A 24101-nucleotide genomic window follows, 5' to 3' on the forward strand; every position below is an offset into this window, starting at 1 on the left:
CCTCCCCGGGGAGGGGGTAGAAGCGGGGACGCTTCCACTGCCCGACGTCCTCGAACACCGCGCCGCGGCCGACGTGCCAATCGTGCAGCGCCGTCACCCGTTCGGGGTCGAAGAGGGCGCCGCGGCTGCGGCCGGCGAGGGCGGCGAACGCGACCGGGGTGTAGGGCGGCCGGAACGTGGTGGTGCCCAGTGTCTCGATCGGCCTGCCCAGCAGTTCGGCCGTGATGCCGGAGGAGATCACACCGGACGTCTTGCCCTGGTCGTGCGCGGTGCCGATGGTCGTGTAGCGCTTGATGTGCTCCATCGACGTCATCCCCGCACCGACCGCGCGGGCGAGGTCGGCGACCGTCGCGTCGCGCTGCACGTCGACGAACTGGGTGTCCTCACCGGCGACGTCCCGCACCCGCCAGAGAACCAGCGGAGTGGACTGTTCGATCGTGGGTGCAGGTTCCGGGTCGATCGTGCGATCGGGAACGGTGAAGCCGAGATCGCGCATGATCGACTGGCCGGCGGTCTGCCCGTCGCGCAGGCACCCGTCCAGGTCGAGCACACCGTTCGCGGACCCGGCAACGGAGACTCCGTCGAGGTCCTCGCCGGGCACGAAGGCACCGAGGGTCTCGTCGTAGCGGAGCTTGCCGCGGGCCTGGGAGAACAGGTGCACGGCCGGGTTCCAGCCGCCGCTGACCAGCAGGACGTCGCAGGCGAGGGGGACGCGGAACCGGTGATCGGTGTCCGTGCGGTGCGACACGACGGCGTGGCTGATCCGGCCGTTGCCGCGGGTGCCGGACACCACCGATGCCGTGCGGATGGTGATGCCGCGCGCGTCGCACTCACGCTGCCAGCGGGCGGGTGCCTCGTCCCGGGCCTCGACGATCGCGTTGATGCGGACACCCGCATCGTGCAGGTCGATCGCGGCTTCGTACGCGCTGTCGTTGGTGGTGAACACGACGGCCTGCTCGCCCACCTTGACACCGTAGCGGTGCAGGAACGTGCGGGCGCCGTGCGCGAGCATGATGCCCGGGCGGTCGTTGTCGGTGAAGACGACGGGACGCTCGTGCGCTCCGGCGGCGACGAGGATGTGCCGGGCGCGGATACGCCAGACCCGTTGGCGGCTCAGCGCGGCGGGGGCCTCGACACCGAGGTGATCGGTGCGACGCTGCAGTGCGAGGACGAAACCGTCGTCGTAGTTGCCGAACGCGGTGGTGCGCTGCAGGTGCAGCACATCCGGGTAGGTCGCGAGTTCGGCGACCGCGGCCGCGACCCAGTCGAGGGCGGGTGCGCCGTCGATGAGGTCCGTGCTGCCGAGGAGGTCTCCGCCGGCTTCGCTCTGCTCGTCGACGAGCACCACCCGCGCACCGGCCCGGGCCGCGGTGAGCGCGGCGGCGAGACCGGCCGGTCCGGCGCCGGCGACGAGGAGGTCGGTGTGGACGTGCTTGGCGTCGTACTTCGCCGAATCGGGGATCTCGGCGAGCCGTCCCTGACCGGGGATGCCGCGGGCGACGAGGCCGTCGAACAACTCGACGGTGGTGGCGAGCAGCATCGGCTCGGGGAACGGCTCCTCGATCTGCACGAGGCCGCCGGTGTCCTCCGCCCACGCCGCGGTGATGCCGCGGGCCCGGCCGAGCTTGATACTGGTGGTGATCTGGTGGACGCCGTTCGCGAGCAGGGCCGAACCGAGCGTGTCACCGGGGTGACCGGTCAGTTCCCGGCCGTCGAACGTGAAGGTGTAGGAGGTGTCGCGGTCGAGGCGACCGCCCTGGCGGGTGCGGAAGGGTGCGTTCACGATATCGTCGGCTTCTGCTCGTCCAAGCGGTAGACGCTGTGGAATCGGTAGGTGGCGGTGTCGCGTACGGCGTTGAACCAGCGCCGGCAGCCGGCGCTGTGGTTCCACCGTTCCGCGAAAAGACCTTTCGGGTTCGCGCGGAAGAACACGAAGTGTGCCCATTGTTCGTCGGTCAGCGATTCGGGGTCTTCCGGATAGGCGACGTGGGCTTCGCCGCCGTAGTGGAACTCGGTTTCCTCACGGGACCCGCACCACGGGCATTCGATGAGTTGCATTGTGGCTCCTGAATTTCAGTACGCGACGGGGGATCAGTGCGCGACGGCCGCGGCGCCGTGCTCGTCGACGAGGGCGCCGGTGACGAACCGGTCGAGGCTGAACGGCGCGATGAACTCGTGCGGTTCGTCGTTCGCGATGGTGTCCGCCAGACACCATCCCAACCCCGGAGTGGCCTTGAATCCGCCGGTGCCCCAACCGCAGTTGAGATACACGTTGTCGTACGGGGTGCGTCCGACGATCGGGGAGGCGTCGGGGCACACGTCGACGATGCCGCCCCAGGTGCGCAGCAGATGGGCGCGGGCGAACACCGGGAACAATTCCACCGCGGCCGCCATCTGACGCTCGATGATGTGGAACGCGCCGCGCTGGCCGTACCCGTTGTAGGAGTCGACACCTGCGCCCATCACCAATTCACCCTTGTGCGCCTGCGAGACGTACACGTGGATGGCGTTGGACATCACGATGGTCGGGTGCACGGGCTCGAGCAGCTCGGAGACCAGCGCCTGCAGCGGGTGGGACTGCACGGGGGTGCGGATGCCGAGCATGTCGGTGAGCGTCGAGGTGTGCCCGGCCGCGCACAGCGCGACCTGACCGGTCGCGATGTCGCCGCGGGTGGTGCGCACCCCGGTCACCTTGTTGCCGTCCGTGACGAACCCGGTGACCTCACAGTTCTGGATGATGTCGATGCCCGCCTCGTCGGCGCGGCGCGCGAATCCCCACGCCACGTAGTCGTGCTTGGCGATGCCGGCGCGCGGCTGATAGGTCGCGCCGAGGACGGGGTAGCGGATGTCGCTCGAGATGTTCACCAGCGGGCACAGCTTCTTGACCTCGTCGGGTCCGACCCACTCGGCGTCGATTCCGTTGAGCTTGTTCGCCTCCACCCGGCGGACGCTGTCGCGGACATCCTGCAGGCTGTGCGCGAGATTGAGGACGCCGCGCTGGCTGAACAGGATCGGGTAGTCGAGGTCGTCCTCGAGGCCCTCCCACAGCTCGAGGGCGTGCTCGTAGATCTTGGCGCTCTCGTCCCACAGGTAGTTCGACCGGATCAGCGTGGTGTTGCGGGCCATGTTGCCGCCCGCGAGCCAGCCCTTCTCCAGGACCGCGACGTTGGTGATGCCGTGATTCTTGGCGAGGTAGTGCGCGGTGGCGAGGCCGTGTCCGCCGCCGCCGACGATGACGACGTCGTACGACTTCTTCGGTTCCGGGTTACGCCACAGGAAGTCGGGGTGGTCGGGCAGGTGGGCGCCGGGCGGCTGGGTGGCACTCATCAGTTCGCCTCCGTGAGGTCGGGGTAGAGCGGGAAGCGCAGCGCGAGGGCATCGACGCGGGCGCGGAGTTCGTCGAGTCCGGCCTCGTCGGTGGCCGGTCGCAGCGCGTAGCTGATGATGTCGGCGACCTCGGTGAACGCGTCCAGGTCGAAACCGCGGGTGGCGAGCGCGGGGGTGCCGATCCGCACCCCGGAGCTGACCATCGGCGGACGTGGGTCGAACGGGACCGCGTTGCGGTTCACCGTGATTCCCACCCGGTGCAACCGGTCCTCGGCCTGCTTGCCGTCGAGTTCGGACTCGCGCAGATCCACCAGCACCAGATGCACGTCGGTGCCGCCGCTGACGACGTTGATGCCGGCTTGCCGGGAGTCGTCCTCGAGGAGGCGGTCGGCGAGGATCTTCGCGCCGGCGAGCGTGCGTTCCTGGCGCTCCCGGAATTCGGGCTCGGCGGCGAGCTTGAACGAGACGGCCTTGCCGGCGATCACGTGCTCGAGCGGGCCGCCCTGTTGTCCGGGGAACACCGAGGAGTTGAACTTCTTCGCCAGTGCCTCGTCGTTGGTGAGGATGACGCCGCCGCGGGGACCGCCGAGGGTCTTGTGCGTCGTCGACGTGACCACGTGGGCGTGCGGGACGGGGGAGGGATGCAGTCCGGCGGCGACGAGTCCGGCGAAGTGCGCCATGTCGACCATGAGGTACGCGCCGACCTCGTCGGCGATGCGACGGAACGCGGCGAAGTCGAGCTGGCGTGTGTAGGCGGACCAGCCGGCGAGGATCAGCTTCGGGCGGTGCTCACGGGCCAGACGCTCCACCTCGTCCATGTCGACGAGATGATCGTCCTCGCGGACGTGGTACGCGGCGACGTCGTAGAGCTTGCCGGAGAAGTTCAGCTTCATCCCGTGCGTGAGGTGACCGCCGTGCGCGAGGTCCAGGCCGAGAATGCCGTCGCCGGGCTTCAGCAGTGCCGACATCGCGGCGGCGTTGGCCTGCGCTCCGGAGTGCGGTTGCACGTTGGCGAATGTCGCACCGAAGAGCGCGGTGAGGCGGTCGATAGCGAGCTGCTCGATGACGTCGACGTGCTCGCAACCGCCGTAGTAGCGGCGTCCGGGGTATCCCTCGGCGTACTTGTTCGTCAGCACCGACCCCTGCGCCTGCATCACCGCGAGCGGGGCGAAGTTCTCGCTGGCAATCATTTCCAGGGTGCCCTGCTGTCGCTCGAGCTCGGCCGCGATCGCCTGGTGCACGGCGGGGTCGAGATCGGCGAGCGAATGAGTCAGCGTCGGGTTCGCTGCTGCCACCTCGGTGAGGTGTGCGGTGTCCACGGTCATGGTTCGCCTTTCTGGAAGGTCAGTTGACTTCGAACTGATATATCAACTGGAAAGTAGAGTAAGGTCAGCACCGGACAAAGGTCAATAGCTCCGGAAGATCAGGGAGACGGAACATGAGCCTGGCGCATTCATCGGTCGCGGACACGGCATCGAACGGCGGCACCAACGCCGACCGCGCGTACGAGATCGTGCGCGAACGCCTGGTCATGCTGGACATCCGGCCCGGTGAACCGATCAACGACGACCGTCTCGCCGAGGAACTCGGATTCGGCCGGACACCGGTGCGGGAAGCGCTCAAGCGCCTCGAGCGGGAACGTCTCGTCGTCGCTTACCCGCGTCGCGGCACGTTTGCCACCGCCGTCGACATGACCGACCTTGCCGATATCTCCGAGATCCGCAAGCAACTCGAACCGACCGCGGCGGCCCGGGCGGCCCGGACGGCGTCCCCGGACGCCCGAGCCCGGCTGACCGCGCTCGCCGACGAGATCGCGGAGATAGACGACAGCGAAGACCCGCGCGAAGTCCTGCGCAAGGACGTGCGTGTGCACCGCGAGATCTACCGGGCGTCCGGGAACCCTCACCTCGAGGACATCCTCGTCAGCTTGGACGCGCATGCCACCCGCATCTGGTGCCTCTTTCTCGACCGGCTGCCCGACGTCGCGAGCCACGTCCGCGAGCACGTGTCCCTGCTCCGGGCCATCGTCGACGGCGACGAGAGCACCGCCTCGTCCCTCACCCTCGCCCACGTCGCCGGTTTCGAGAAGGCCATCCGCGACCTGCTGTAGGCCTCCGGCCCGTGAGTGGTTAACGAGTCCCTGGACTCGTTAACCACTCACGGGCGGCGGAGCCGCCTCAGCTGAAGACAACCGTCCGATGACCGTGCAGCAGGACGCGGTTCTCGCAGTGCCAGCGCACGGCCCGCGACAGCGCGAGGGCCTCGGCGTCCTGCCCGACCGTGGCGAGTCGCGCAGGGTCGAAGGAGTGGTCGATGCGGATGACCTCTTGCTCGATGATGGGACCCTCGTCCAGATCGGGTGTCACGTAGTGGGCGGTGGCCCCGACCTGCTTGACGCCGCGATCGAACGCCTGGTGGTAGGGCTTGGCGCCCTTGAAACCGGGCAGGAACGAGTGGTGGATGTTGATGGCCCGTCCGCGTAGCGCGCGGCACGCGTCGTCCGACAGCACCTGCATGTACCGGGCGAGGACCACGAGATCCGCGTCGAACTCCTCGACGAGTTCGAGTAGCCGGGCCTCGGCCTCCGGCTTGGTGGCCGGTGTGACCGGGACGTGGACGAACGGCAGCCCGGCGGCCTCGGCCATCGGGCGCAGCACCTCGTGATTGGAGACGACGGCGACGAGTTCGGCGCCGAGGTTGCCTGCTCGCCAGCGGAAGATGAGGTCGTTGAGGCAGTGACCCATCTTGGAGACCATCACGATCACGCGGGGCAGGTCGCTGCCGTTGAAGTTGAAGGTCATGCCGAATTTCGCGGCGACGCTCCCGAATTCCGCCGTGAGGCGTTCGATGTCGACATCTTCTGCCGACACGAGCGACGTGCGGAGGAAGAACGCGTCGCTCCGGGTGTCGTCGAACTGCTGATGCTCGGCGATATCGCAGTTCTGCTCGAAGAGGAAGGAGCTGACTGCGTGAACGATCCCGGGACGCTGAGCGCAGCTGAGCGTCAGGGTGAAGGTCTGGGTCATGTGGGTCTCCTCGATGCCGGACCAATTGAGGTGTCAGTCCGAGCGAACTGATATATCAGAATGGGCCCATGCTATTTCAGGCTGGACGAGCGGGTCAAGGGGTGGAGACGAAGTCAGACGCTGCTACGGAACCCGGCGAGCAGGGAGTCCGATCGAGTCTGGGCGTACTGGGTCGCGGCGGCGTCGACCGTGTGATTGAGCAGCAACGCCGTGGTCACCGGTCCCACCCCGCCGGGGACCGGGGTCAGCGCGCCCGCCCGGCCGTCGACGGCCGCGGCGTCGACGTCACCGAGCAGTTGGCCGTCCGCGGTCGCCGTCGTCCCGACATCGATGACGACGGCGCCGTCGGCGACGTGGTCGGCCGTGATCAGTCCGGGAATGCCGACCGCGACGACGAGGATGTCGGCGTCACGCGTGCCGGCGGCCAGGTCGGTGGTGTGCCGGTGGCAGACAGTCACCGTCGCGTTGCGCTGCACGAGCAGATGCGCGACGGGACTTCCGACCACCGTCGATCTGCCGACCACCGCGGCCGTCCTGCCGTGTGGGGAGATTCCGTGGTGATCGAGGAGAGCGATCACGGCCTGTGCGGTGGCGGGCGCGAACGCGGGCAGACGCGCGACGAGGCGGCCGAGGCTGACCGGGTTCGCGCCGTCGACGTCCTTGGCGGGGTTGATCGCTTCCCGGAGGGCGTCGAGGTCGGTTCCGTCCGGCAGGGGTGTCTGCAGGATGATTCCGTGGACATCCGGGTCGTGGCCGAGTTCGACGAGCGTGCTGCGGATCTGCTCGGTCGACGCCGCGGCGCCGAGATCGACGATGTCGCACAGGATTCCGGTGCGTTTCGCGGCCGACGCGATGGAACGCACGTACCAGGCGGTCGATTCGTCGTCGGTGGCCTGCACGACCGCCAGCTTGGGCCGGACCCCGATTTCGGCGAGGGCTGCTGCGGCGACGGACGCGTCGTTGCGGATGGAGGTGGCGAGTTCGGCGCCACCGAGGCTTCTGGTCATGAACTCAGCTGCTTTCGTACTCGTGTCGTGACTGCGTCGGCACGCTCGACGATCGCGTCGACGCCGGACAGGCACTCGGTGAGGGCCCGGCGGGTATCCGGATCGGTGATACCCGGCAGGTTCACCTCGATGTTGACCCGGGCGGTGGTGGCGGCTGCGCGGGCAGCCTCGGCGGCGGCCGCGACGTCGCTGACGACGGTGCGGTTCGCCACCGGCAGCAGGACGTCGGCGAGTGCGACGACGTCGCCTGCCGCGACCACCACCTCGGCGGGGACCGCGGCGGCGCCGGCGAGGGCGGTCGCGATCGCCGACCTGCGGGCGGCCGTTTCGTCGTCCGTGTCCTGGGGGAGCCGGTAGGCGTCGATGACGGCCGTGAATGCCGCCATGTCGTCCTCGGCGAACTGCAGGGCCTTCTCGCGAAACGCATCTGCTGAGGCGCAGATGCGTTCGACGAGCATCCCGTGGTCGGCGTACCTCTTGCCGGTGGTGTAGCGGGCGACCATCGAGACCAGCGCGGCTGCCTGGCCGAGGTGGAGAGCGCCGGTCGCGCCGCCGCCGGGCGCGGGGGTCCGAGCGGCGAGCGAATCCAGGAATCCGGCGATCGTGTCGTCTCGGAGGGTCATGACCGGATCTTCTTCATCTCGGGGTCGACGAGCGGCTCGGCCACGACCGTTGCGGGGATGCGGCGTCCGAAGTACTCGATCTCCACAGCGGTGTCGACGGTCGCGTTCGCGGGAAGCCAGGCGTAGGCGATCGGCGCCCCCACCGTGTGACCGAACGCGGCGCTCGTGACGTACCCGGCGGGCTGTCCGTCGACGAACACCGGCTCGTGGCCGAGGACCACCGACGTGCGGTCGTCGATCATGAGGCACGCCAGGCGCCGCTCCACCGTCTCGTCGGAAACGCCGTCGAGCGCGTCACGCCCACGGAAGTCGCCCTTCTGCAGCCGGACCGCGAAACCGAGACCGGCTTCGTAGGGGTTGTGCTCGGTGGTCATGTCGCTGCCCCACGAGCGGTAGCCCTTCTCCATCCGCAGGCTGTTGAACGCGGCGCGGCCGGCGGCGATGACGTCGTACTTCTGCCCCTCCGCCCACAGCAGATCCCACAGTCGCAGACCGTTGTCGGCGGACGTGTACAGCTCCCAGCCGAGTTCGCCGACGTACGACAGACGCATCGCCGTGACGGGAACACCGCCGATGCGGACCTGCTTCGCGCGGAAGTACTTGAAGTTCTCGTTCGTGAAGTCGTCGGAGCTCAGCGCCTGCACCAGGTCCCGGGCTCGCGGACCCCACAACCCGATCCCGCACGTGCCGCCGGTGATGTCCCGGATCTGCACACTGCCGTCGTCGGGGGACTGGCGGCGGAAGTAGTCGAGGTCGAGGTTGCCGTTGGCGCCGACCTGGAAGACGGTGTCGGACAGTCGCGTGACGGTGAGGTCGCTGCGGACGCCACCGGTCTCGTCGAGCGCGAGCGTGTAGGTGACGGACCCGACGGACTTGTCCATCTTGCCGGTCGTCAGCCGGTCGAGCAGGGCCAGCGCGCCGGGACCGCTGATCTCGAGCCGCTTCAGCGGTGTCATGTCGTACATCGCCACCGACGTGCGGGTACGCCAGGCCTCGGCCGCGGCGATGGGGGAGTGGAACATCGCCGCCCACGGTTCACGGGCCGGTGGCTGCCATTCGGCCGGAAGGTCTTGCACCAGACGGGCGTTGGATTCGAACCAGTGCGGGCGCTCCCAGCCGGAGCTCTCCAGGAACACGGCGCCGAGTTCCTTCTGGCGAGCGTGGAAGGGGCTGACCCGCAGGTCGCGGGGAGACTCCTTGGGCTGCAGCGGGTGCAGCACGTCGTAGATCTCGACGAAGTTCTGCTGCGACGTCTCGCTGACGTAGTCGGGTGCGAGCTGGATCTCCTCGAAGCGGTGAACGTCGCAGCCGTGCAGTTCGACCTCGGAGCGGCCGTCGACGAGCAGTTGCGCGACCGCCCGGCCGACACCGGCGGAGTGCGTCACCCACACTGCCTCGGCGATCCAGAACCCGGCGACGTCCGGGGACTCGCCGATGAGCGGTCCGCCGTCCGGGGTGAACGAGAAGACCCCGTTGAAACCGGCCTCCAGTTTCGCGGATTCGAGGCACGGCAGCAGCAACTTGCTCTGCTCCCACGACGGCGCGAAGTCTTCCTCCGTGAACGGCAGCATCGACGGCATGTCGGACGCGGACACGTCGTCGCTCTCGTCCAGGTCGCGCAGGTTCACCGGCATCGGGCGGTGAGCGTACGTGCCGATGCCGAGGCGGTCGACGTGCTCACGGAAGTACAGATCCTGGTCCTGGTGGCGCAGGATCGGGAAGCCCGCCTCGGCGAGTTCGGTGTTCCGTCCGACGAGTTCGGGAATCTGCTCGGTCTTCGCGTACTGGTGCGCCAGAGGGAGCAGCGGGACGTCCATGCCCACCATCGCGCCGATGTCGGGACCCCAGAAGCCCGCGCAGGACACCACGATGTCGGCGGGGATCACCCCGTCGGCGGTGGCGACGCCGGTCACCTTGCCGCCGCTCTGTTCGATGCCGATCACCTTCGTCGAACCCTGGAACACGGCACCGCGGGCCTCGGCGCGCCGGGCCAGCGCGACGACGACACGGGACGCCTTCGCGAGGCCGTCCGTCTCCACGTACAGCCCGCCGAGAACCCGCTTCTCGTCGAGCAGCGGGTGCAGCTTCGCGCACTCGGCCGGGTCGAGGACGGCGCCCTCGATGCCCCAGGACGTGGCCCAGCCCTGCTTGCGGTGCAGATCGGCGAGACGCTCGGGGGTGGTGGCCACCTCGAGTCCGCCGAGCTGGTTGAAGCACCATTCGCCGTCCACGTCGAGTCCGACGAACTTCTCGACCGTGTACCGGGCGAACTCGGTCATCGTCTTGGACGCGTTCGTCTGGAACACCAGGCCCGGTGCGTGCGACGTGGAGCCTCCGGTGAGCGGCAACGGTCCCTGGTCGAGAACCGTGATCCGATCCCAGCCGCGAGCGGTGAGCTCGTCGGCCAGATTCGCGCCGACGATGCCGGCTCCGATGATCACTACGCGCGGTGACCCCATGATGGTCCTCCTGGTTGGGTGGGTGCCTGTGTGTGGCGAAGTTGCGGGAGATTCGGTGTTCGGTGTGGGCTCGAACGGCGCCGGAAAGAACTGTGAATTGCGAAACGGATCGGACTGATGTGACTCCATTACGGCAACTGATATATCAACACATTAGGTTCGGAAGAGTAAGGGGGTCAACCCCGAATTGCGGGTAATTCCACGATGATTGGTTGGGGAAATGAGAGCGATTCCGCGAGCGACCGTGGAAATGTGCACCGTGCGCGACGGTGATGACGCGGAACCGGGTGTGGATGGAGGTAACCGTCGCACGGTGATGTCGCCTATCCTGAAGTCGCGATGACTGAATTGGACGATAACTCGAATGGAGATCGGAGCCGGCCGTCCGGCGCTGTGCAGTCAGTGGACCGCGCTCTGGCGGTACTCGAAATCCTGGCGAGGCTCGGTACCGCCGGCGTCACGGAAATCGCCGACGAGTTGGGTGTCCACAAGTCGACCGCGTCGCGCCTCGTTGCCGTTCTGGATTCGCGAGGCTACGTCGCCCAATTGAAGAACCGGGGAAAGTTCCAGCTCGGCAATTCCATCGTCCGTCTGGCCCGCACCGCGTCGCCGGACGGCGATCTGGTGCGGCAGAGTCAGGAATTGTGCGCCGAACTGGCGGAAACTGTCGGCGAGAGCGTCAATGTGTCGATACTCGACGGCAATCGCTCGGTGAGCATCGTCAAAGCGGACGGTCCGTCCGGTGTCGGTACCAATACCTGGGTGGGTCAGAGCAGCCCGGCACATGCGACGGCGAGTGGAAAATTGTTGCTGACGGAATTGTCCGACAGTGAACTCGCGGAGCGCGTGGGAGAAACTCCGATTGCTCTCACGGAGAAAACTCTCACCGATGTGCCTGCGCTCGTGGAATCGCTGAAAACCATTCGCGAGCGGGGCTGGGCGGAGTCCGAGGAGGAACTCGAACTCGGGCTGAACGCGGTGTCCGTCCCGATCCGCGACTACACGTCGAAAATGATTGCTGCTCTGAGTGTGTCCGGCCCCGCCTACCGACTGCTGCCGGAACGGTTCGAGGACGTCGCCCGCGCCGCACTCGACACGTCCCAGCAGATCAGCAGCCGATTGGGCTATGCCGTCACGTAGTGCCGGCATCAGGCCCGCGACCTGGCGAGTTGCTTCTTGTACCGGGTGAACAGCCGGGGACTGTTCATCGCGAAGACGCCCACGGTGTCGCCGTCCCGGTCGTAGGTGGCCACGAACGTGCCGGTTCCGGGATCGCCGTCGACGAACCGGACCTCGTCGGTGCTGTGTCTCGTCCCGGCGAACTGCAGCATCTTGCCGTACTGGTGGGACCAGAAGTACGGGATCGCGGCGGGTCCGGACGGTGTGGCCATGATCGTGTCGGCGACGGTGGCGGCCTGTGCGACGGCGTTGCTCCAGTGTTCGCTTCGGTGGTGCACCTGGTGGGCGTCGTCGAACGTCCGCGCGCAGTCGCCGATCGCGTACACGCCGGGGACGTTCGTGCGGCACGACGAGTCGGTGAGGAAACCGTCTTCGATCATCAGTTCCGAGTCGCTTGCCCATTCGACATTGGGGACGGCCCCGATTCCGACCACCACGGCGTCCGCGGGGAGGGTCGTTCCGTCACTCAGCTGGACGGCTTCGACCGCGTCGTCACCGAGCAGTGCGGCGACGACTGCCCCGGTGAGGAGCCGGACGCCGTGTGCGGCATGCTGTCCTGCGCAGATCGCCCCGAGTTCGATGCCGAGCGGGCCGGCGAGGGGCGTGGGCGAGGCCTCGACGACGGTGACGTTCAGGCTCATGCGGGCCGCGGTGGAGGCCACCTCGGCGCCGATGAACCCTGCTCCCACGATCACGAGGTTCTGTGCACGTGACAGCGAATCCCGCAGTGCGCGTGCGTCGTCGACCGACCTGAGGGTGTGCACGCCGGCGAGGCCGGAGTGTCCGGGCAGGGTCCGGGCGCGCGCGCCCGTCGCGACGACGACGGCATCGGCGTCGAAGTGGGATCCGTCGTCGAACGTGACCCGGTGGCTCCCGTCGGGGGAGCGGACCAGACCGGTGGCCGTTCGGTTCATGCGCCATTCGACGTCGAGTGTGTCGTCGTCGCTGTTCATCAACAGGAGGTCCTCGTCGGTCAGGTCGCCGGTGAGGAATTCCTTGGACAGGGGCGGCCGGTCGTAGGGCAGGGACTGCTCGCTCCCGGCCACGACGAGGCGGCCTGCGTATCCCTTCTCGCGCAGTGCGCGGACCGCCGACAGTCCGGCGAGTGAAGCACCGAGTACCACAATGGAATTCGGGACAGTGTTCATCGGGCGTCGCCCTTCTCTTCGAGATGAAGCAGCACGGTGCCGTCGACGATCGACACATCGTGTGTGCGGACTGCGATCTTGGCCGGTGGGCCCGAGGGCACTCCGGTGCGCAGGTCGAAGCACGCTTCGTGGAGCGGGCACTCGACGGTGCAGCCTTCGACCCAGCCGTCGGCGAGGGAGGCGTCCTGATGGGTGCAGGTGTCGTCGATGGCATACAGACCGTCGGAGGTGTGGAAGACGGAGATGGCAGCCATGCCCGGCGGGGTCACCGTGACGACTTCGCCCACGGGCAGTGTCACGAGTTCGCACACGGGGAAGGCCGTGGCGCCGGGGTGGGTCACAACTGGGGAATCGTTATCGAGAATCACTCGATACCTCCGAAAGCGTCGGGGAGGAAGGACAAGTTGTGGAGCGGTTGTTGCGCTATGCGCGACGACTTGCAAGGTGTGCAACACAATGCTCTCCGGTGCTGCCCCACGGTGTCAAGCATTCGCGTGTAAAAACTGCGTTCCCGAAGTGGGTGGGCATAACCTCGGGGCATGAGTGAATCCGAGGCAACGGCGCCCGCGGCCCAGGGAACGGAAGGAAAGGCGAAGACCGTGCACGCGGTGGAACGTGCCATCGACGTGCTCGAGATAGTCGCGGCAGAAGGCCGTGTCGGCGCCTCGGAGATCGCCGTGCGTCTCGGCGTGCACAAATCGACCGTGTCACGCCTGATCGCCTCGCTGCAGCAACGCGGATTCGTGGAGGAAGCGGGTGTTCGCGGCAAGTATCAGCTCGGATTCGCGGTAGTGCGATTGGCCGAGGCCACGGTCGCGCAGAGCGGGCTCGTCGAGGTTGCGCAGCCGGAGTGCGACCGCCTGGCCGATGCCTTCGGGGAGACGGTCAACCTCGCGGTACTGGACGGTGCGGCGACTCTCAACGTGCTCGAGGCCCGCAGCGATCGCCACGTCGCGCTGCGTACGTGGGTGGGTCAGGTGACCCCGGCGCACGCGACCGCGACCGGCAAGGTCCTGGTCTCGGAATTGACGTCCGGCCAGCTCCGGAGCCGGTTGGGGCCGCAGTTGAGCCCGCTCACTCCCAATACGATCACCGACTTCCGGGCGCTCGACGTCGAACTCGAGCACGTGCGGTCGCGCGGGTGGGCGTCCACGGCCGAGGAACTCGAAGCGGGGCTCAATTCCATCGCCGTGCCGGTGCGGAGCAAGGTCACCAACCGGATCGTCGCGTCGATCTGTGTGTCCGGTCCGGAGTACCGGCTGGCGCCCGAACGGTTCGAGGCCGTGGCGCTCGAACTCGCCGACGCGGTCGCGCGGATCGAAGCGCAGCAATCCGTCGGCGCGGGTGACTGAACGCCCGGAAGTGCTTCTCCCTCAAGGCGGGACGAACGGATAGTCCCGTTTGCCCGGGTTTCGGCCGTCCGCGGTTAACGCGATGTTTCGGTCGTGTCGCGTCTGCGAAAGAAGTGTCGAATGTGATGTTTGACACGTCCGCGGGCCACAGTCTAAGTTGTGTAAATCGCATAGCGTTGCTGATGACGCAACAATGCTGACGCCGCGATGACTCGGCGGGAACAGCTGCCCGCTGTTCGAACGGTCGCCGCGGATCGGGCACGCATGTCGTCACACTCGGCAACGACGCCCCCTGCGATCTGCGCCCCCTACGCACACAGACATCAGGTCACAGCCCGACCGAAACGCATCTTTCCCGGCAACGAAAGAAACGGTGACATCTATGTCCGCTCCGGACGTCCAAGCCCCCGCTCCCGCCTCCGCGCCCGCACCGGCACTGATCCCCACCCTCGGTGGCCGCTATTACACCGACGCCGACATCTTCACGGACGAACAGGAGAACCTGTTCGAGGCGATGTGGTTCTGCGCCGTCCGCGCCGCCGATCTCGCCGACCCCGGAGCCTTCCGGAAGGTCACGGTGGGCCGGGAGAGCGTGCTCCTCGTCCGCGGCCGCGACGGGGAACTGCGCGCCTTCCTCAACATCTGCCGGCACCGCGGCGCCATGCTGTGTACCGAGGACGAAGGGCAGATCCGCAGAAACCTTCAGTGCCCCTACCACGCGTGGACGTACGGACTCGACGGCAAACTGGTGGCCGCCCCCAACATGGCCGCGCTGCGGGACGAGACCGGAGCCGACATCGACCGGGTGCGGTACGGACTGGTGCCGGTCGCGCTTCGCGAATGGCTCGGCTACGCATGGGTGTGCCTGGCCGACGAACCGCCGTCGTTCGAGGACGAGGTCGTCGGCGCCGTCACCGAACGACTCGGTGATCCGGCCGCCATCGACCGGTACCAGATCGGAACCCTGGAACTCGGCCGCCGGATCGTCTACGACGTCGCGGCCAACTGGAAGCTGATCATCGAGAACTTCATGGAGTGCTACCACTGCGCGACCATCCACCCCGAGCTCACCGAGGTACTTCCCGAGTTCGCGGACGGCCTTGCCGCACAGTACTTCGTGGGGCACGGTGCCGCCTTCGGTGACGACGTCGAGGGATTCACCATCGACGGAACCGGCGGATTCGAGTCGTTGTCCGGCATCAGACCCGACCAGGACCGCAAGTACTACGCCATCACGATCCGGCCGCAGGTCTTCGTCAACCTCGTGCCCGACCACGTCATCTTCCACCGCATGTACCCCGTGTCCGCGGATCGCACCATCGTCGAATGCGACTGGCTGTACTCCCCGGAGGTCACCGCATCGGGTCGGGACGTCTCCCGTTCGGTGGAGCTGTTCCACCGGGTCAACCAGCAGGACTTCGACGCCTGTGAGCGGACCCAGCCCACGATGGCGTCGAAGGCGTACCGGAACGGGGGTGTGCTGGTGCCCGCGGAACACCACATCGGCGAATTCCACGACTGGCTACTCGAAAGGCTGAGCGGGGATCCCCGATGACCTACGCCGGCGAGCAACCGAGGGTGACCGACCCTCCCAGGGTGAACGATGTCGATCCGCAACCTCGACACCAGGAGCAGGAGCCGGCGGTGCCGTCCGGCGGCGAGGGGCGGCGGAGCGTCGACAAGGTGGTGTTCGGCACGGCCGCGGCGCTCGGTGTCGGACTCATCCTGTGGGGACTGCTGGCGCCGGAGAACCTCTCGGTCGTGTCGACCGCGGCGCTGGACTGGCTGGTGGCCGACCTCGGTTGGCTGTTCATCGCCGCGTCGTCGGCGTTCGTCGTCTTCTCGCTGTTCCTCGCGTTCTCCCGGTACGGCCGGATTCCGCTCGGCCGCGACGGCGAGAAACCGGAGTTCCGAACGGTGAGCTGGATCGCGATGATGTTCAGCGCCGGCATGGGAATCGGATTGATGTTCTACGGCGTCGCCGAACCCCTCGCCCACATGGTGAGCCCGGCGCCGGGAACAGACGGTTCCGTCGGTTCGGCGATGGCCACGACGATGTTCCACTGGGGACTGCACCCGTGGGCGATCTACGCGGTCGTCGGATTGTCCATCGCCTACGGCTCCTACCGGCGCGGACGCAAACAACTCATCAGCGCCGCGTTCTTCCCTCTCCTCGGCCGCCGCTCGGAAGGCGCCGTGGGGAAGGTCATCGACATCCTCGCGATCATCGCGACGATGTTCGGCACCGCCGCGTCGCTCGGGCTCGGCGCACTGCAGATCGGTTCCGGCCTCGAGATCATCGGCTGGATGGACAACGTCGGCACGTTCGCGCTCGTTGCCCTCGTCGGGCTGCTGACATTCGCGTTCGTCGGTTCGGCGGTGTCGGGAGTCGCGCGGGGCATCCACTGGCTGTCCAACATCAACATGGTGCTGGCGGTGATTCTCGCGCTGTTCGTGTTCGTGCTCGGTCCGACCGTCCTCATCCTCAATCTGCTCCCCACCGCGATCGCGGACTATGCGGCGCAACTCGCCACCATGTCGGGACGGACGGCCGCGAGTTCCGGCGACGACACGGCGTCCTGGCTGTCGTCGTGGACGATCTTCTACTGGGCGTGGTGGGTGTCGTGGACTCCGTTCGTCGGAATGTTCCTCGCCCGGATCAGCCGCGGCCGCACGATCCGGCAGTTCGTGATCGGCGTGATCGTCATTCCCACCTCGGTCAGCCTCGTGTGGTTCGCGGTGTTCGGCGGTGCCGGCATCGGACAGCAGCAGGACGGAGTCGACCTGGCGGCCCGCTCGTCGACCGAAGGCCAGTTGTTCGGGATGCTCGACCATCTGCCGTTGACCGGATTCGCCACCGTGCTGGTCATGGTGCTGGTTGCGATCTTCTTCGTGTCCGGCGCGGACGCCGCGTCGCTGGTGATGGGCACGCTGTCGCAGCGTGGTGCACGAGAACCGAGCACGTGGGTCGTCATCTTCTGGGGAACCCTCACCGGGGGCACCGCGGCACTCATCCTCTGGACCGGCGGCTCGGACGCCCTTCAGGGGCTGCAGACGATGACGATCATCGCGGCCGCGCCGTTCCTTCTGGTGATGATCGGACTGTGCTTCTCGCTGTATCGGGACGTCTCCCGTGATCCGCTCATCGTCGGTTCATCGAAAAAGTCTGCACACGAGAGGGTTTCGGACACAGTATGAAGATGTCGGCACTATCCGCGGATCTCGACGTCCCGAGGTTGTTCGGGAAGGTGAATTTCATCGCGGGGGAGTGGGTCGCGGCGACGTCGGGGCGCACCCGCGACTGCATCGACCCGGCAACCGGGAACGTGATCGCCACGGTCGACGAGGCGTCGCCCGAAGACGCCGGGCGAGCCGTGCTGGCGGCCCGGGCGGCCTTCGATGCCGGGGACTGGCCGGAGACGGCGGTTGCCGTGCGATCGTCGCTCCTGTCGCGCATCGCGGATCTCCTCGAGCGCGACAAGGAGGAATTGGCGCGTATCGAGACGTTGGACACCGGTAAGACATTGGTGGAGAGCCGAATCGACATCGACGACGTCGTCTCGGTATTCCGGTACTACGCCCGGCTGGCCCTCGTCTCCAGCGACCGAGTGGTCGACGTGGGTGACCCCGCGGTCGTCTCCCGGGTCGTTCGCGAACCGATCGGGGTGTGCGTCCTCATCGCACCGTGGAACTACCCGCTGCTCCAGATCTCCTGGAAGGTGGCACCCGCGCTGGCCGCCGGGTGCACGATGGTGCTCAAGCCCAGTGAGGTCACGCCGCTGAGCACGATCGCGTTCGCCCGGCTGATCGAGGAGGCGGGTGTGCCCGCCGGGGTCGTCAACCTCGTGCAGGGCAGCGGCGCCGACCTCGGCCCCGCGCTGACCGACACCGGTGACGTCGACTTCATCTCGTTCACCGGTGGACTCGCGACCGGCACCACCATCCTGCAGACGGCCGCGAAGCACGTCACGAAGGTCGCCGTGGAACTGGGCGGGAAGAACCCGCACATCGTCTTCGCGGACGCCGAATGGGAGTCCTCGGTCGACCAGGTGCTCACCGGCGTCTTCCTGCATTCGGGGCAGGTGTGCTCGGCAGGGACGCGGCTGATCGTGGAGGAGTCGATCGCCGACGACTTCGTCGCCGCCCTCGTCTCGCGCGCCGAGGCCATCCGCGTCGGACCGGGTCTCGATCCCGGCAGCGAGACCGGACCTCTCGTGTCGGCGGCGCAGCGCGACAAGATAGAATCCTATGTGGCACTGGGTATCTCCGAAGGGGCGACGCTCCGTACGGGTGGCTCCCGGCCCGCCGATCCCGCGCTCGACGGCGGCAGCTACTACCTGCCCACCATCTTCGACCACTGCGACCGCTCCATGCGCATCGTGCAGGAGGAGACGTTCGGGCCCATTCTCACGGTCGAGAGATTCACCACCGAGGAGGACGCGGTCCGGCTCGGCAACGACACCGAGTACGGCCTCGCCGCCGGAGTCCGGACGTCGGACGCCGCCCGGGGCGAACGGGTGGTGCGCCGCCTGCGCCACGGGACCGTGTGGCTCAACGACTTCGGCTACTACACCGCGGCGGCGGAATGGGGCGGATTCAAGAAGTCCGGCAACGGACGCGAACTCGGACCCGCCGGGCTCTCCGAATACCAGGAAGTCAAACACATCTGGAACAACACGACCTCGCCTCTCGCGGGTTGGTTCACCGCGCCCTGACATTCTCCCGGCAGGGCGCGCGAGCAGGCACACTCAACTTCTCAGGAAGTGATCGAATGACCAGTACCGACAACACAACCGGCGATCACGACAGTGGACTCGAGGATTTCGGCTACAAGGAGTCCCTCGATCGCAGTATCGGCAAGTTCGCGAGCTTCGCCGCGGGCGTCAGCTACATTTCCATTCTGACCGGCACTTTCCAGTTGTTCTACTTCGGATTCGGCACCGCCGGCCCCGCCTACCTGTGGTCGTGGCCGCTGGTGTTCGTCGGCCAGCTCGCCGTGGCACTGTGCTTCATGGAGCTGGCCGCCAAGTATCCGATCGCCGGCTCCGTGTACAACTGGGCGAAGACGCTCGGCAGCAGAATAGTGGGGTGGTCCGCGGGCTGGCTGATGCTCACCGCGTCGATCGTCACCCTGTCGGCCGTTGTGCTGGCACTGCAGCTCAACCTGCCGCGGCTGTGGAGCGGCTTCCAGATCGTCGGTGACGGCACCGGAGAACACGACTTCGCCACCAACGCCGTCATTCTCGGGACGGTGATGATCGGCTTCACCACCGTCGTCAACGCGCTCGGTGTCCGTCTCATGGCGATGATCAACAGCGCCGGTGTGTTCATCGAGATCATCGCGGCGGTGCTGATCGCGATCATCCTCGCCGCCAACATGACCCGCGGCCCGCAGGTATTCTTCTCCACCCACGGGTACGGCGCAGGCGAAAGCGGTGGATACCTCGGTGCGTTCCTGGTGGCGACGCTCGCGTCGGGCTACGTGATGTACGGCTTCGACACCGCGAGTTCGCTGGGCGAGGAGACGGTCGAACCCCGCCGCACCGCCCCCAAGGCGATCTTCCGTGCGATCCTCGCGTCGTTCGTGATCGGCGGCGCGATCCTCGTGTTCGCCGTGATGGCGGCACCCGACCTCGACGATCCGAAGATCGGCGCGTCGGACGGCAGCCTGCAGTACATCGTGGAGCAGGTGATGTGGGGGCCGCTGGGCACGATCTTCCTGGTATGCATCGTGATCGCGGTGACCGTCTGCTCGCTGGCGGTGCATACCGCCGCCATCCGGCTGACCTTCGCGATGGCTCGCGACAACGCACTCCCATTCGGTGAGCGGCTCGCCCGCGTCCACCCGAGAACGCGGACACCCGTCGTGCCTGCCGTGACGATCGGGGTGGTGGCCGCGCTGATCCTGGTGGTCAACATCGGCCAGCCCCACATCTTCACCGTGCTGACCTCGATCGCGATCATCATGATCTACCTGGCCTACCTGATGGTCACCGGACCGATGCTGAAGAAGAGGCTGCGGGGTGAGTGGCCGCCGCGGGACCTGAAGGAGGGTGGCTACTTCACGATGGGCAAATGGGGACTACCCGTCAACATCGTCGCGCTCGTGTGGGGAATCGGGATGGCCCTCAACCTTGCCTGGCCGCGCGAGGCCGTGTACGGCGAACCCTGGTACAACACCTGGGGCGCCTTCGTCTACATCGGCGTCATCCTCGGGTTCGGCCTGCTGTGGTACCTCACCACCGGCAGGCACCACATCGGAACGTTGACGTCACACTGCGCGGCGGTGGTAACGCCCGCGCCGGAATCCGAACCGAACGACAAGGAGCTCGCCCGATGACCGACGGCGAATCGAAGAGCACTGCAGGGGAATTCGACTACGTGATCGCGGGCGGCGGCAGCGCGGGATGCGCTCTCGCGGCTCGTCTCAGCGAAGACCCGGCGGTGACGGTGTGCCTGCTCGAGGCGGGCCCGTCCGACGTGGGGGACCGGGCGATCCTCGAGCTGTCCCAGTGGATGCATCTGCTCGACTCCGGGTACGACTGGGACTACCCCGTCGAGCCGCAGGAGAAGGGCAACAGCTTCATGCGGCACGCCCGGGCCAAGGTTCTCGGTGGCTGCTCGTCCCACAACTCGTGTATCGCATTCTGGCCGCCCGCCGAGGCACTGGACGACTGGGAGGCGATGGGGGCGTCGGGATGGGGTGCGCGTGACATCCTCCCGTACGTCAGTCGGCTGGAGAGCAACGACGCCCCCGGTGAGGGGCACGGCCGCGGCGGGCCGGTGCGGTTGCGCGACGTCCCGCCGAACGACCCGTGCGGCCGAGCGGTTCTCGACGCCGCCGCCGCGGTCGGTCTGCCGACCGTTGCATTCAACCGCGGTGGAACGGTGCTCAACGGTGCCGGGTGGTTCCAGATCAACGCGTCCGAGGACGGTACCCGGATGTCGTCGTCGCACGCCTACCTGCACCCGATCCTCGGGACCCGGCCCAATCTGGAGGTTCGGACCGGCTGCTGGGTGAGCGAGATCCTGTTCGACGAACAGCAGACGGCGACGGGCGTCCGGTACCAGCGTCCCGACCTCACCGGCTACGACACGGTGTCGGCGCGACGGGAGGTGGTGGTGACGGCCGGGGCCATCGACACCCCGAAGTTGCTGATGCTGTCGGGTATCGGTCCGGCGGAGCATCTCGCGGAGTTCGGGATTCCCGTGCGCGTCGACTCGCCCGGTGTCGGATCGAACCTCGACGATCACGTCGAGGGGCTCGTGTTCTGGGAGGCGTCCCAGCCGATGGTCACCGAATCGACGCAGTGGTGGGAGATCGGCCTGTTCGCGACCACCCGGGAGGGCCTGAACCATCCCGACCTGATGATGCACTACGGCAGCGTCCCGTTCGACATGAACACCCTGCGGTGGGGCTACCCGACCACCGACAACGGATTCTGCTTGACACCCAACGTCACTCAGGGACGCTCCCGCGGAACGGTCCGGCTGCGGTCGCGGGACTTCCGCGACCGCGCGAAGGTCGATCCACGGTACTTCACCGACAGCGAGGGTCACGACGACCGGGTGATGCTGTCCGGGGTGAAGCTGGCCCGCACGATCGCCGAGCAGAAGGCGCTACGCGGGTGGATCGCCCGCGAACTGGCGCCGGGACCCGACGCGGTGACGGACGACGAGATCCTCGACTACATCCACAAGACCCACAACACGGTGTATCACCCCGCGGGCACGGCCCGAATGGGCAGTGTCGACGATCCGATGGCGGTGCTCGACCCGGAACTGCGGGTCAAGGGGGTTCGAGGACTGCGGGTGGTCGACGCGTCGGCGATGCCGAAACTGCCGCACGTCAATCCGAACATCACGGTCATGACGATGGCCGAGAGGTGCGCGGATCTGCTCCGTGGTCGGACCGCGGCCGGGCTGCGGGCGGCGGAGTCGACGTTGTCCGAGGTCTGATCCGGGCGTCTATCGCCTCGGCGGTCCTTCGCCAGATCTCGCTCTCCGGATCGATGACGGTGAAGTGATCGCCGGGCCCCTCGATCCGGACGACGTCGTCGGGGGTCGCCGCGGCGGCTTCGTGGTACTCCCTGCTCATCTCCAGCATGTCCGGCTCGTCCCCGACGGCGCACACCACCAGCTGAGGGATGCCCAGCGGCAGTCGCTCGATCGGCGACGACCGTTCGTACGCCGCACGGTCGCCGGCCCAGTGGCTGCCGACGGCGTCTGCCACCGCGCCCTCGCCGAGGTGGCGTTCGCCGGCGAGTCGCAGATTCAGCACCCCGGCGAGGCTGACCGCCAGGGCCGGACGAACCGCCGCCTGCTCGGCAGCGGCGTCGGCGGCGGCGCGGAGCGCGAGCTGAGCACCGGCCGAGTGGCCGAGGATCACGACCCGCTCCGGGTCCGCCTCCGGGACGGTCGCGACGGCCCGCACGGCGTCGGCAACATCAGATGTCATTGCAGCCCAACGGTGCTCCGCGCCCCGCCGGTACTCGGCATTCCAGGTGACGTACCCGAGGGCCGTCAGGTCGACCGCCAGCGCGTCCATCAGGTCGGACTCCCAACGAGGACGCCAGAATCCGCCGTGGACCAACACGGCGACGGGGAAGGGGCCGTCGCCGCCCGGGATCCGTAGTTCCACTCGCTGATCGGGGTGGTCGCCGTAGCGGACGATCCGCCCGGGGTGGAAGCGGTGGTGGTACCAGCTGTCGACGGCGTAGCGGAGTCCGTCGAGTCCCCGCCCCCGGATGTGGACCCGGGTGCCCGCCGAGCGGTCGGCCTCGCCCTCCCCGAAATCGACGCGGATCGCCCCGCCGGCCGGGGCGGTGAAGGAGGCCCCGGCACCGGGCACGGCGATGAATTCGCCTCGCCCCGCCGCCGACCGCACGGCCCGCTCCAGCCCGGCGGTGTCCGCGGCGAACGACAACTCGCCGGTCAGGCCGCGTGCATCCAGCGCCCGGCCCACGAGTTCCTCCGCGGTTCCGCGGTGTGCCACCACGCCGGGGGCGAAGACGATGTCGACTCTGCGCGCTGGTTCGGTCACCGAGTCACCGTACGTACCCGTGATGGCATCTGGCCAGGACACGCGTGATCCGTGCGAGGACGGCCGATTGGCAGTGGTGGTGCTGCTTCGGTGCAATCGATCAATGGATTTGCGAGCCGAACGGGGGTCCCGGGGTGAGTGCGGGGGCTCGCGCCGGAGCAATGATCGGGGATCAGCGTCTGAATGGCGCCGAGGTAATGGAGTATGAAATATACTGTTGTGCAGTGTAATTCGCTCCTTTTTGCGGCGGTACCGCTTGTGCTGCCCTGGCGGTGGACGAGCTAGGAGCCGCCGTGACGATATTTTGAGTGCGCCCGTCGGTGGTGCTGAGTCGGTGCGCACGGGCGGCGAAGCCGCATAATTGAGGTGCGAGGTGAGGTCGGTGCGGCAGACGCCCTGGTTGGCGACGACGGTATTCGTCGGGTCGGTTGCTGTCCTGCTCGCAGTCCACGCCGGCGGCGGTGCGTCGAGCGAACCCGACAGGGAAGCGACGCGCATGCTCGATCCCGCCGGGCCGGTCCTCGTCGTCACTCCGCCGCGCGGGCAGCCGGGCGACCGCATCCAGTATCACGCGACGAGTCTTCCGACCTGCGGCGGGCCGTGGACGGTGGAGTTCGGCGATCGTGTCCTGGGCGAGACCCGTCAGGTCGGCAGCGTCGCCGACTTCCGCGCGGCGGTGCCGAACCGCGGCAGTCGCGGTTTCCAGGTGGCCGGCCTGCGGTGCGTGCCGACCCCGTCCATGGTGGTGCAGACGACTTTCGAGGTGCTTCCGGTGACACGCTCGTCGGAGCCGACGACTACCTGGATCCTGCCGCCACCAGAGCTACCGACGCGGACGAAGAGACCCACACCGACGACCCCCACCACCACGGTCACAGCTCCTGCTGACGCGGAGCGGTAGCGGCGGCATCCGGAGCCGGAACGGTCCCGGCGGGGC

Annotated in this window: 20 protein-coding genes; 9 read left to right on the forward strand and 11 right to left on the reverse strand. The window is 67.6% G+C overall.

Going from position 1 to position 24101, the window contains the following annotated elements:
* From AZG88_RS27175 to glyA, 4 genes are all read right to left on the reverse strand, one after another.
* Positions 1-1783 (reverse strand): 2Fe-2S iron-sulfur cluster-binding protein (locus AZG88_RS27175; RefSeq protein WP_156517636.1); only part of this gene is annotated, 1783 nt, incomplete at its 3' end.
* Positions 1780-2058 (reverse strand): sarcosine oxidase subunit delta, encoded by a 279-nt coding sequence (locus AZG88_RS27180; RefSeq protein ID WP_061044372.1) that lies wholly within the window; start codon positions 2056-2058, stop codon positions 1780-1782. The genes AZG88_RS27175 and AZG88_RS27180, both read right to left, overlap by 4 nt.
* 33 nt (positions 2059-2091) lie before the next feature.
* Positions 2092-3327 carry a sarcosine oxidase subunit beta family protein gene (locus AZG88_RS27185; protein ID WP_005252387.1) on the reverse strand — a complete coding sequence of 412 codons (1236 nt, stop codon included), beginning with the start codon at positions 3325-3327 and terminating at the stop codon, positions 2092-2094.
* Complete coding sequence (glyA, locus tag AZG88_RS27190; protein WP_061044373.1) at positions 3327-4652, reverse strand: serine hydroxymethyltransferase; 1326 nt, start codon at positions 4650-4652, stop codon at positions 3327-3329. The genes AZG88_RS27185 and glyA overlap by 1 nt, the downstream gene beginning before the upstream one ends.
* Before the next feature lie 113 nt (positions 4653-4765).
* Between glyA and AZG88_RS27195 the strand changes: the two genes are divergently transcribed.
* Entirely contained in the window at positions 4766-5437 is a 672-nt protein-coding gene (locus AZG88_RS27195) for a GntR family transcriptional regulator (protein ID WP_005253976.1), read from the forward strand.
* A 67-nt stretch (positions 5438-5504) separates the two neighbouring features.
* On the opposite strand, the gene purU is transcribed toward AZG88_RS27195, so the two are convergent.
* From purU to AZG88_RS27215, 4 genes are all read right to left on the reverse strand, one after another.
* Positions 5505-6353, reverse strand: a complete 849-nt coding sequence (gene purU, locus AZG88_RS27200; protein ID WP_061699692.1) for a formyltetrahydrofolate deformylase — start codon at positions 6351-6353, stop codon at positions 5505-5507.
* Positions 6354-6466: 113 nt separating this feature from the next.
* Positions 6467-7360, reverse strand: a complete 894-nt coding sequence (locus AZG88_RS27205) for a bifunctional 5,10-methylenetetrahydrofolate dehydrogenase/5,10-methenyltetrahydrofolate cyclohydrolase (RefSeq protein ID WP_061044375.1) — start codon at positions 7358-7360, stop codon at positions 6467-6469.
* Entirely contained in the window at positions 7357-7983 is a 627-nt protein-coding gene (locus AZG88_RS27210; RefSeq protein WP_061044376.1) for a cyclodeaminase/cyclohydrolase family protein, read from the reverse strand. The genes AZG88_RS27205 and AZG88_RS27210 overlap by 4 nt, the downstream gene beginning before the upstream one ends.
* On the reverse strand, positions 7980-10442 hold the full coding sequence (locus AZG88_RS27215; RefSeq protein ID WP_061044377.1) for a GcvT family protein: 2463 nt from the start codon (positions 10440-10442) through the stop codon (positions 7980-7982). The genes AZG88_RS27210 and AZG88_RS27215 overlap by 4 nt, the downstream gene beginning before the upstream one ends.
* Before the next feature lie 339 nt (positions 10443-10781).
* Here AZG88_RS27215 and AZG88_RS27220 point away from each other — a divergent pair, with 339 nt between their 5' ends.
* On the forward strand, positions 10782-11582 hold the full coding sequence (locus AZG88_RS27220) for an IclR family transcriptional regulator (protein ID WP_005252395.1): 801 nt from the start codon (positions 10782-10784) through the stop codon (positions 11580-11582).
* Between the two features lie 8 nt (positions 11583-11590).
* Here the strand turns inward: AZG88_RS27220 and AZG88_RS27225 are convergent, their stop codons facing one another.
* The gene (locus AZG88_RS27225) at positions 11591-12769 is read right to left on the reverse strand and encodes an NAD(P)/FAD-dependent oxidoreductase (RefSeq protein ID WP_005252396.1); all 1179 of its coding nucleotides are present in this window, start codon (positions 12767-12769) and stop codon (positions 11591-11593) included.
* Positions 12766-13110, reverse strand: a complete 345-nt coding sequence (locus AZG88_RS27230) for a bifunctional 3-phenylpropionate/cinnamic acid dioxygenase ferredoxin subunit (protein ID WP_005253983.1) — start codon at positions 13108-13110, stop codon at positions 12766-12768. Before AZG88_RS27230 ends, AZG88_RS27225 begins: the two co-directional genes overlap by 4 nt.
* Positions 13111-13308: 198 nt before the next feature.
* Between AZG88_RS27230 and AZG88_RS27235 the strand changes: the two genes are divergently transcribed.
* From AZG88_RS27235 to AZG88_RS27260, 6 genes are all read left to right on the forward strand, one after another.
* Positions 13309-14121, forward strand: coding sequence for an IclR family transcriptional regulator (locus AZG88_RS27235; protein ID WP_005252398.1), 813 nt, complete (start codon positions 13309-13311; stop codon positions 14119-14121).
* Between the two features lie 382 nt (positions 14122-14503).
* Positions 14504-15676: an aromatic ring-hydroxylating oxygenase subunit alpha gene (locus AZG88_RS27240; RefSeq protein ID WP_005252400.1), complete on the forward strand. Its 1173-nt coding sequence runs from the start codon at positions 14504-14506 to the stop codon at positions 15674-15676.
* Positions 15673-17319, forward strand: coding sequence for a BCCT family transporter (locus tag AZG88_RS27245; protein WP_082833491.1), 1647 nt, complete (start codon positions 15673-15675; stop codon positions 17317-17319). The genes AZG88_RS27240 and AZG88_RS27245 overlap by 4 nt, the downstream gene beginning before the upstream one ends.
* Positions 17316-18836: an aldehyde dehydrogenase family protein gene (locus AZG88_RS27250; RefSeq protein WP_025433069.1), complete on the forward strand. Its 1521-nt coding sequence runs from the start codon at positions 17316-17318 to the stop codon at positions 18834-18836. Before AZG88_RS27245 ends, AZG88_RS27250 begins: the two co-directional genes overlap by 4 nt.
* Positions 18837-18892: 56 nt before the next feature.
* On the forward strand, positions 18893-20461 hold the full coding sequence (locus tag AZG88_RS27255) for an APC family permease (protein ID WP_005252403.1): 1569 nt from the start codon (positions 18893-18895) through the stop codon (positions 20459-20461).
* Positions 20458-22080, forward strand: a complete 1623-nt coding sequence (locus AZG88_RS27260) for a GMC family oxidoreductase (RefSeq protein WP_061699693.1) — start codon at positions 20458-20460, stop codon at positions 22078-22080. Before AZG88_RS27255 ends, AZG88_RS27260 begins: the two co-directional genes overlap by 4 nt.
* Here the strand turns inward: AZG88_RS27260 and AZG88_RS27265 are convergent.
* Positions 21989-23164, reverse strand: a complete 1176-nt coding sequence (locus tag AZG88_RS27265) for an alpha/beta hydrolase family protein (RefSeq protein WP_061699710.1) — start codon at positions 23162-23164, stop codon at positions 21989-21991. The genes AZG88_RS27260 and AZG88_RS27265 overlap by 92 nt on opposite strands.
* 382 nt (positions 23165-23546) lie before the next feature.
* Between AZG88_RS27265 and AZG88_RS27270 the strand changes: the two genes are divergently transcribed.
* A complete protein-coding gene (locus tag AZG88_RS27270) occupies positions 23547-24065 on the forward strand; it encodes a hypothetical protein (protein ID WP_082833492.1) in 519 nt (172 codons plus the stop codon).
* The last annotated feature ends 36 nt before the right edge of the window (positions 24066-24101 follow it).

The organism is Rhodococcus sp. LB1 (assembly GCF_001583455.1).
GTDB lineage: Bacteria > Actinomycetota > Actinomycetes > Mycobacteriales > Mycobacteriaceae > Rhodococcus_F > Rhodococcus_F opacus.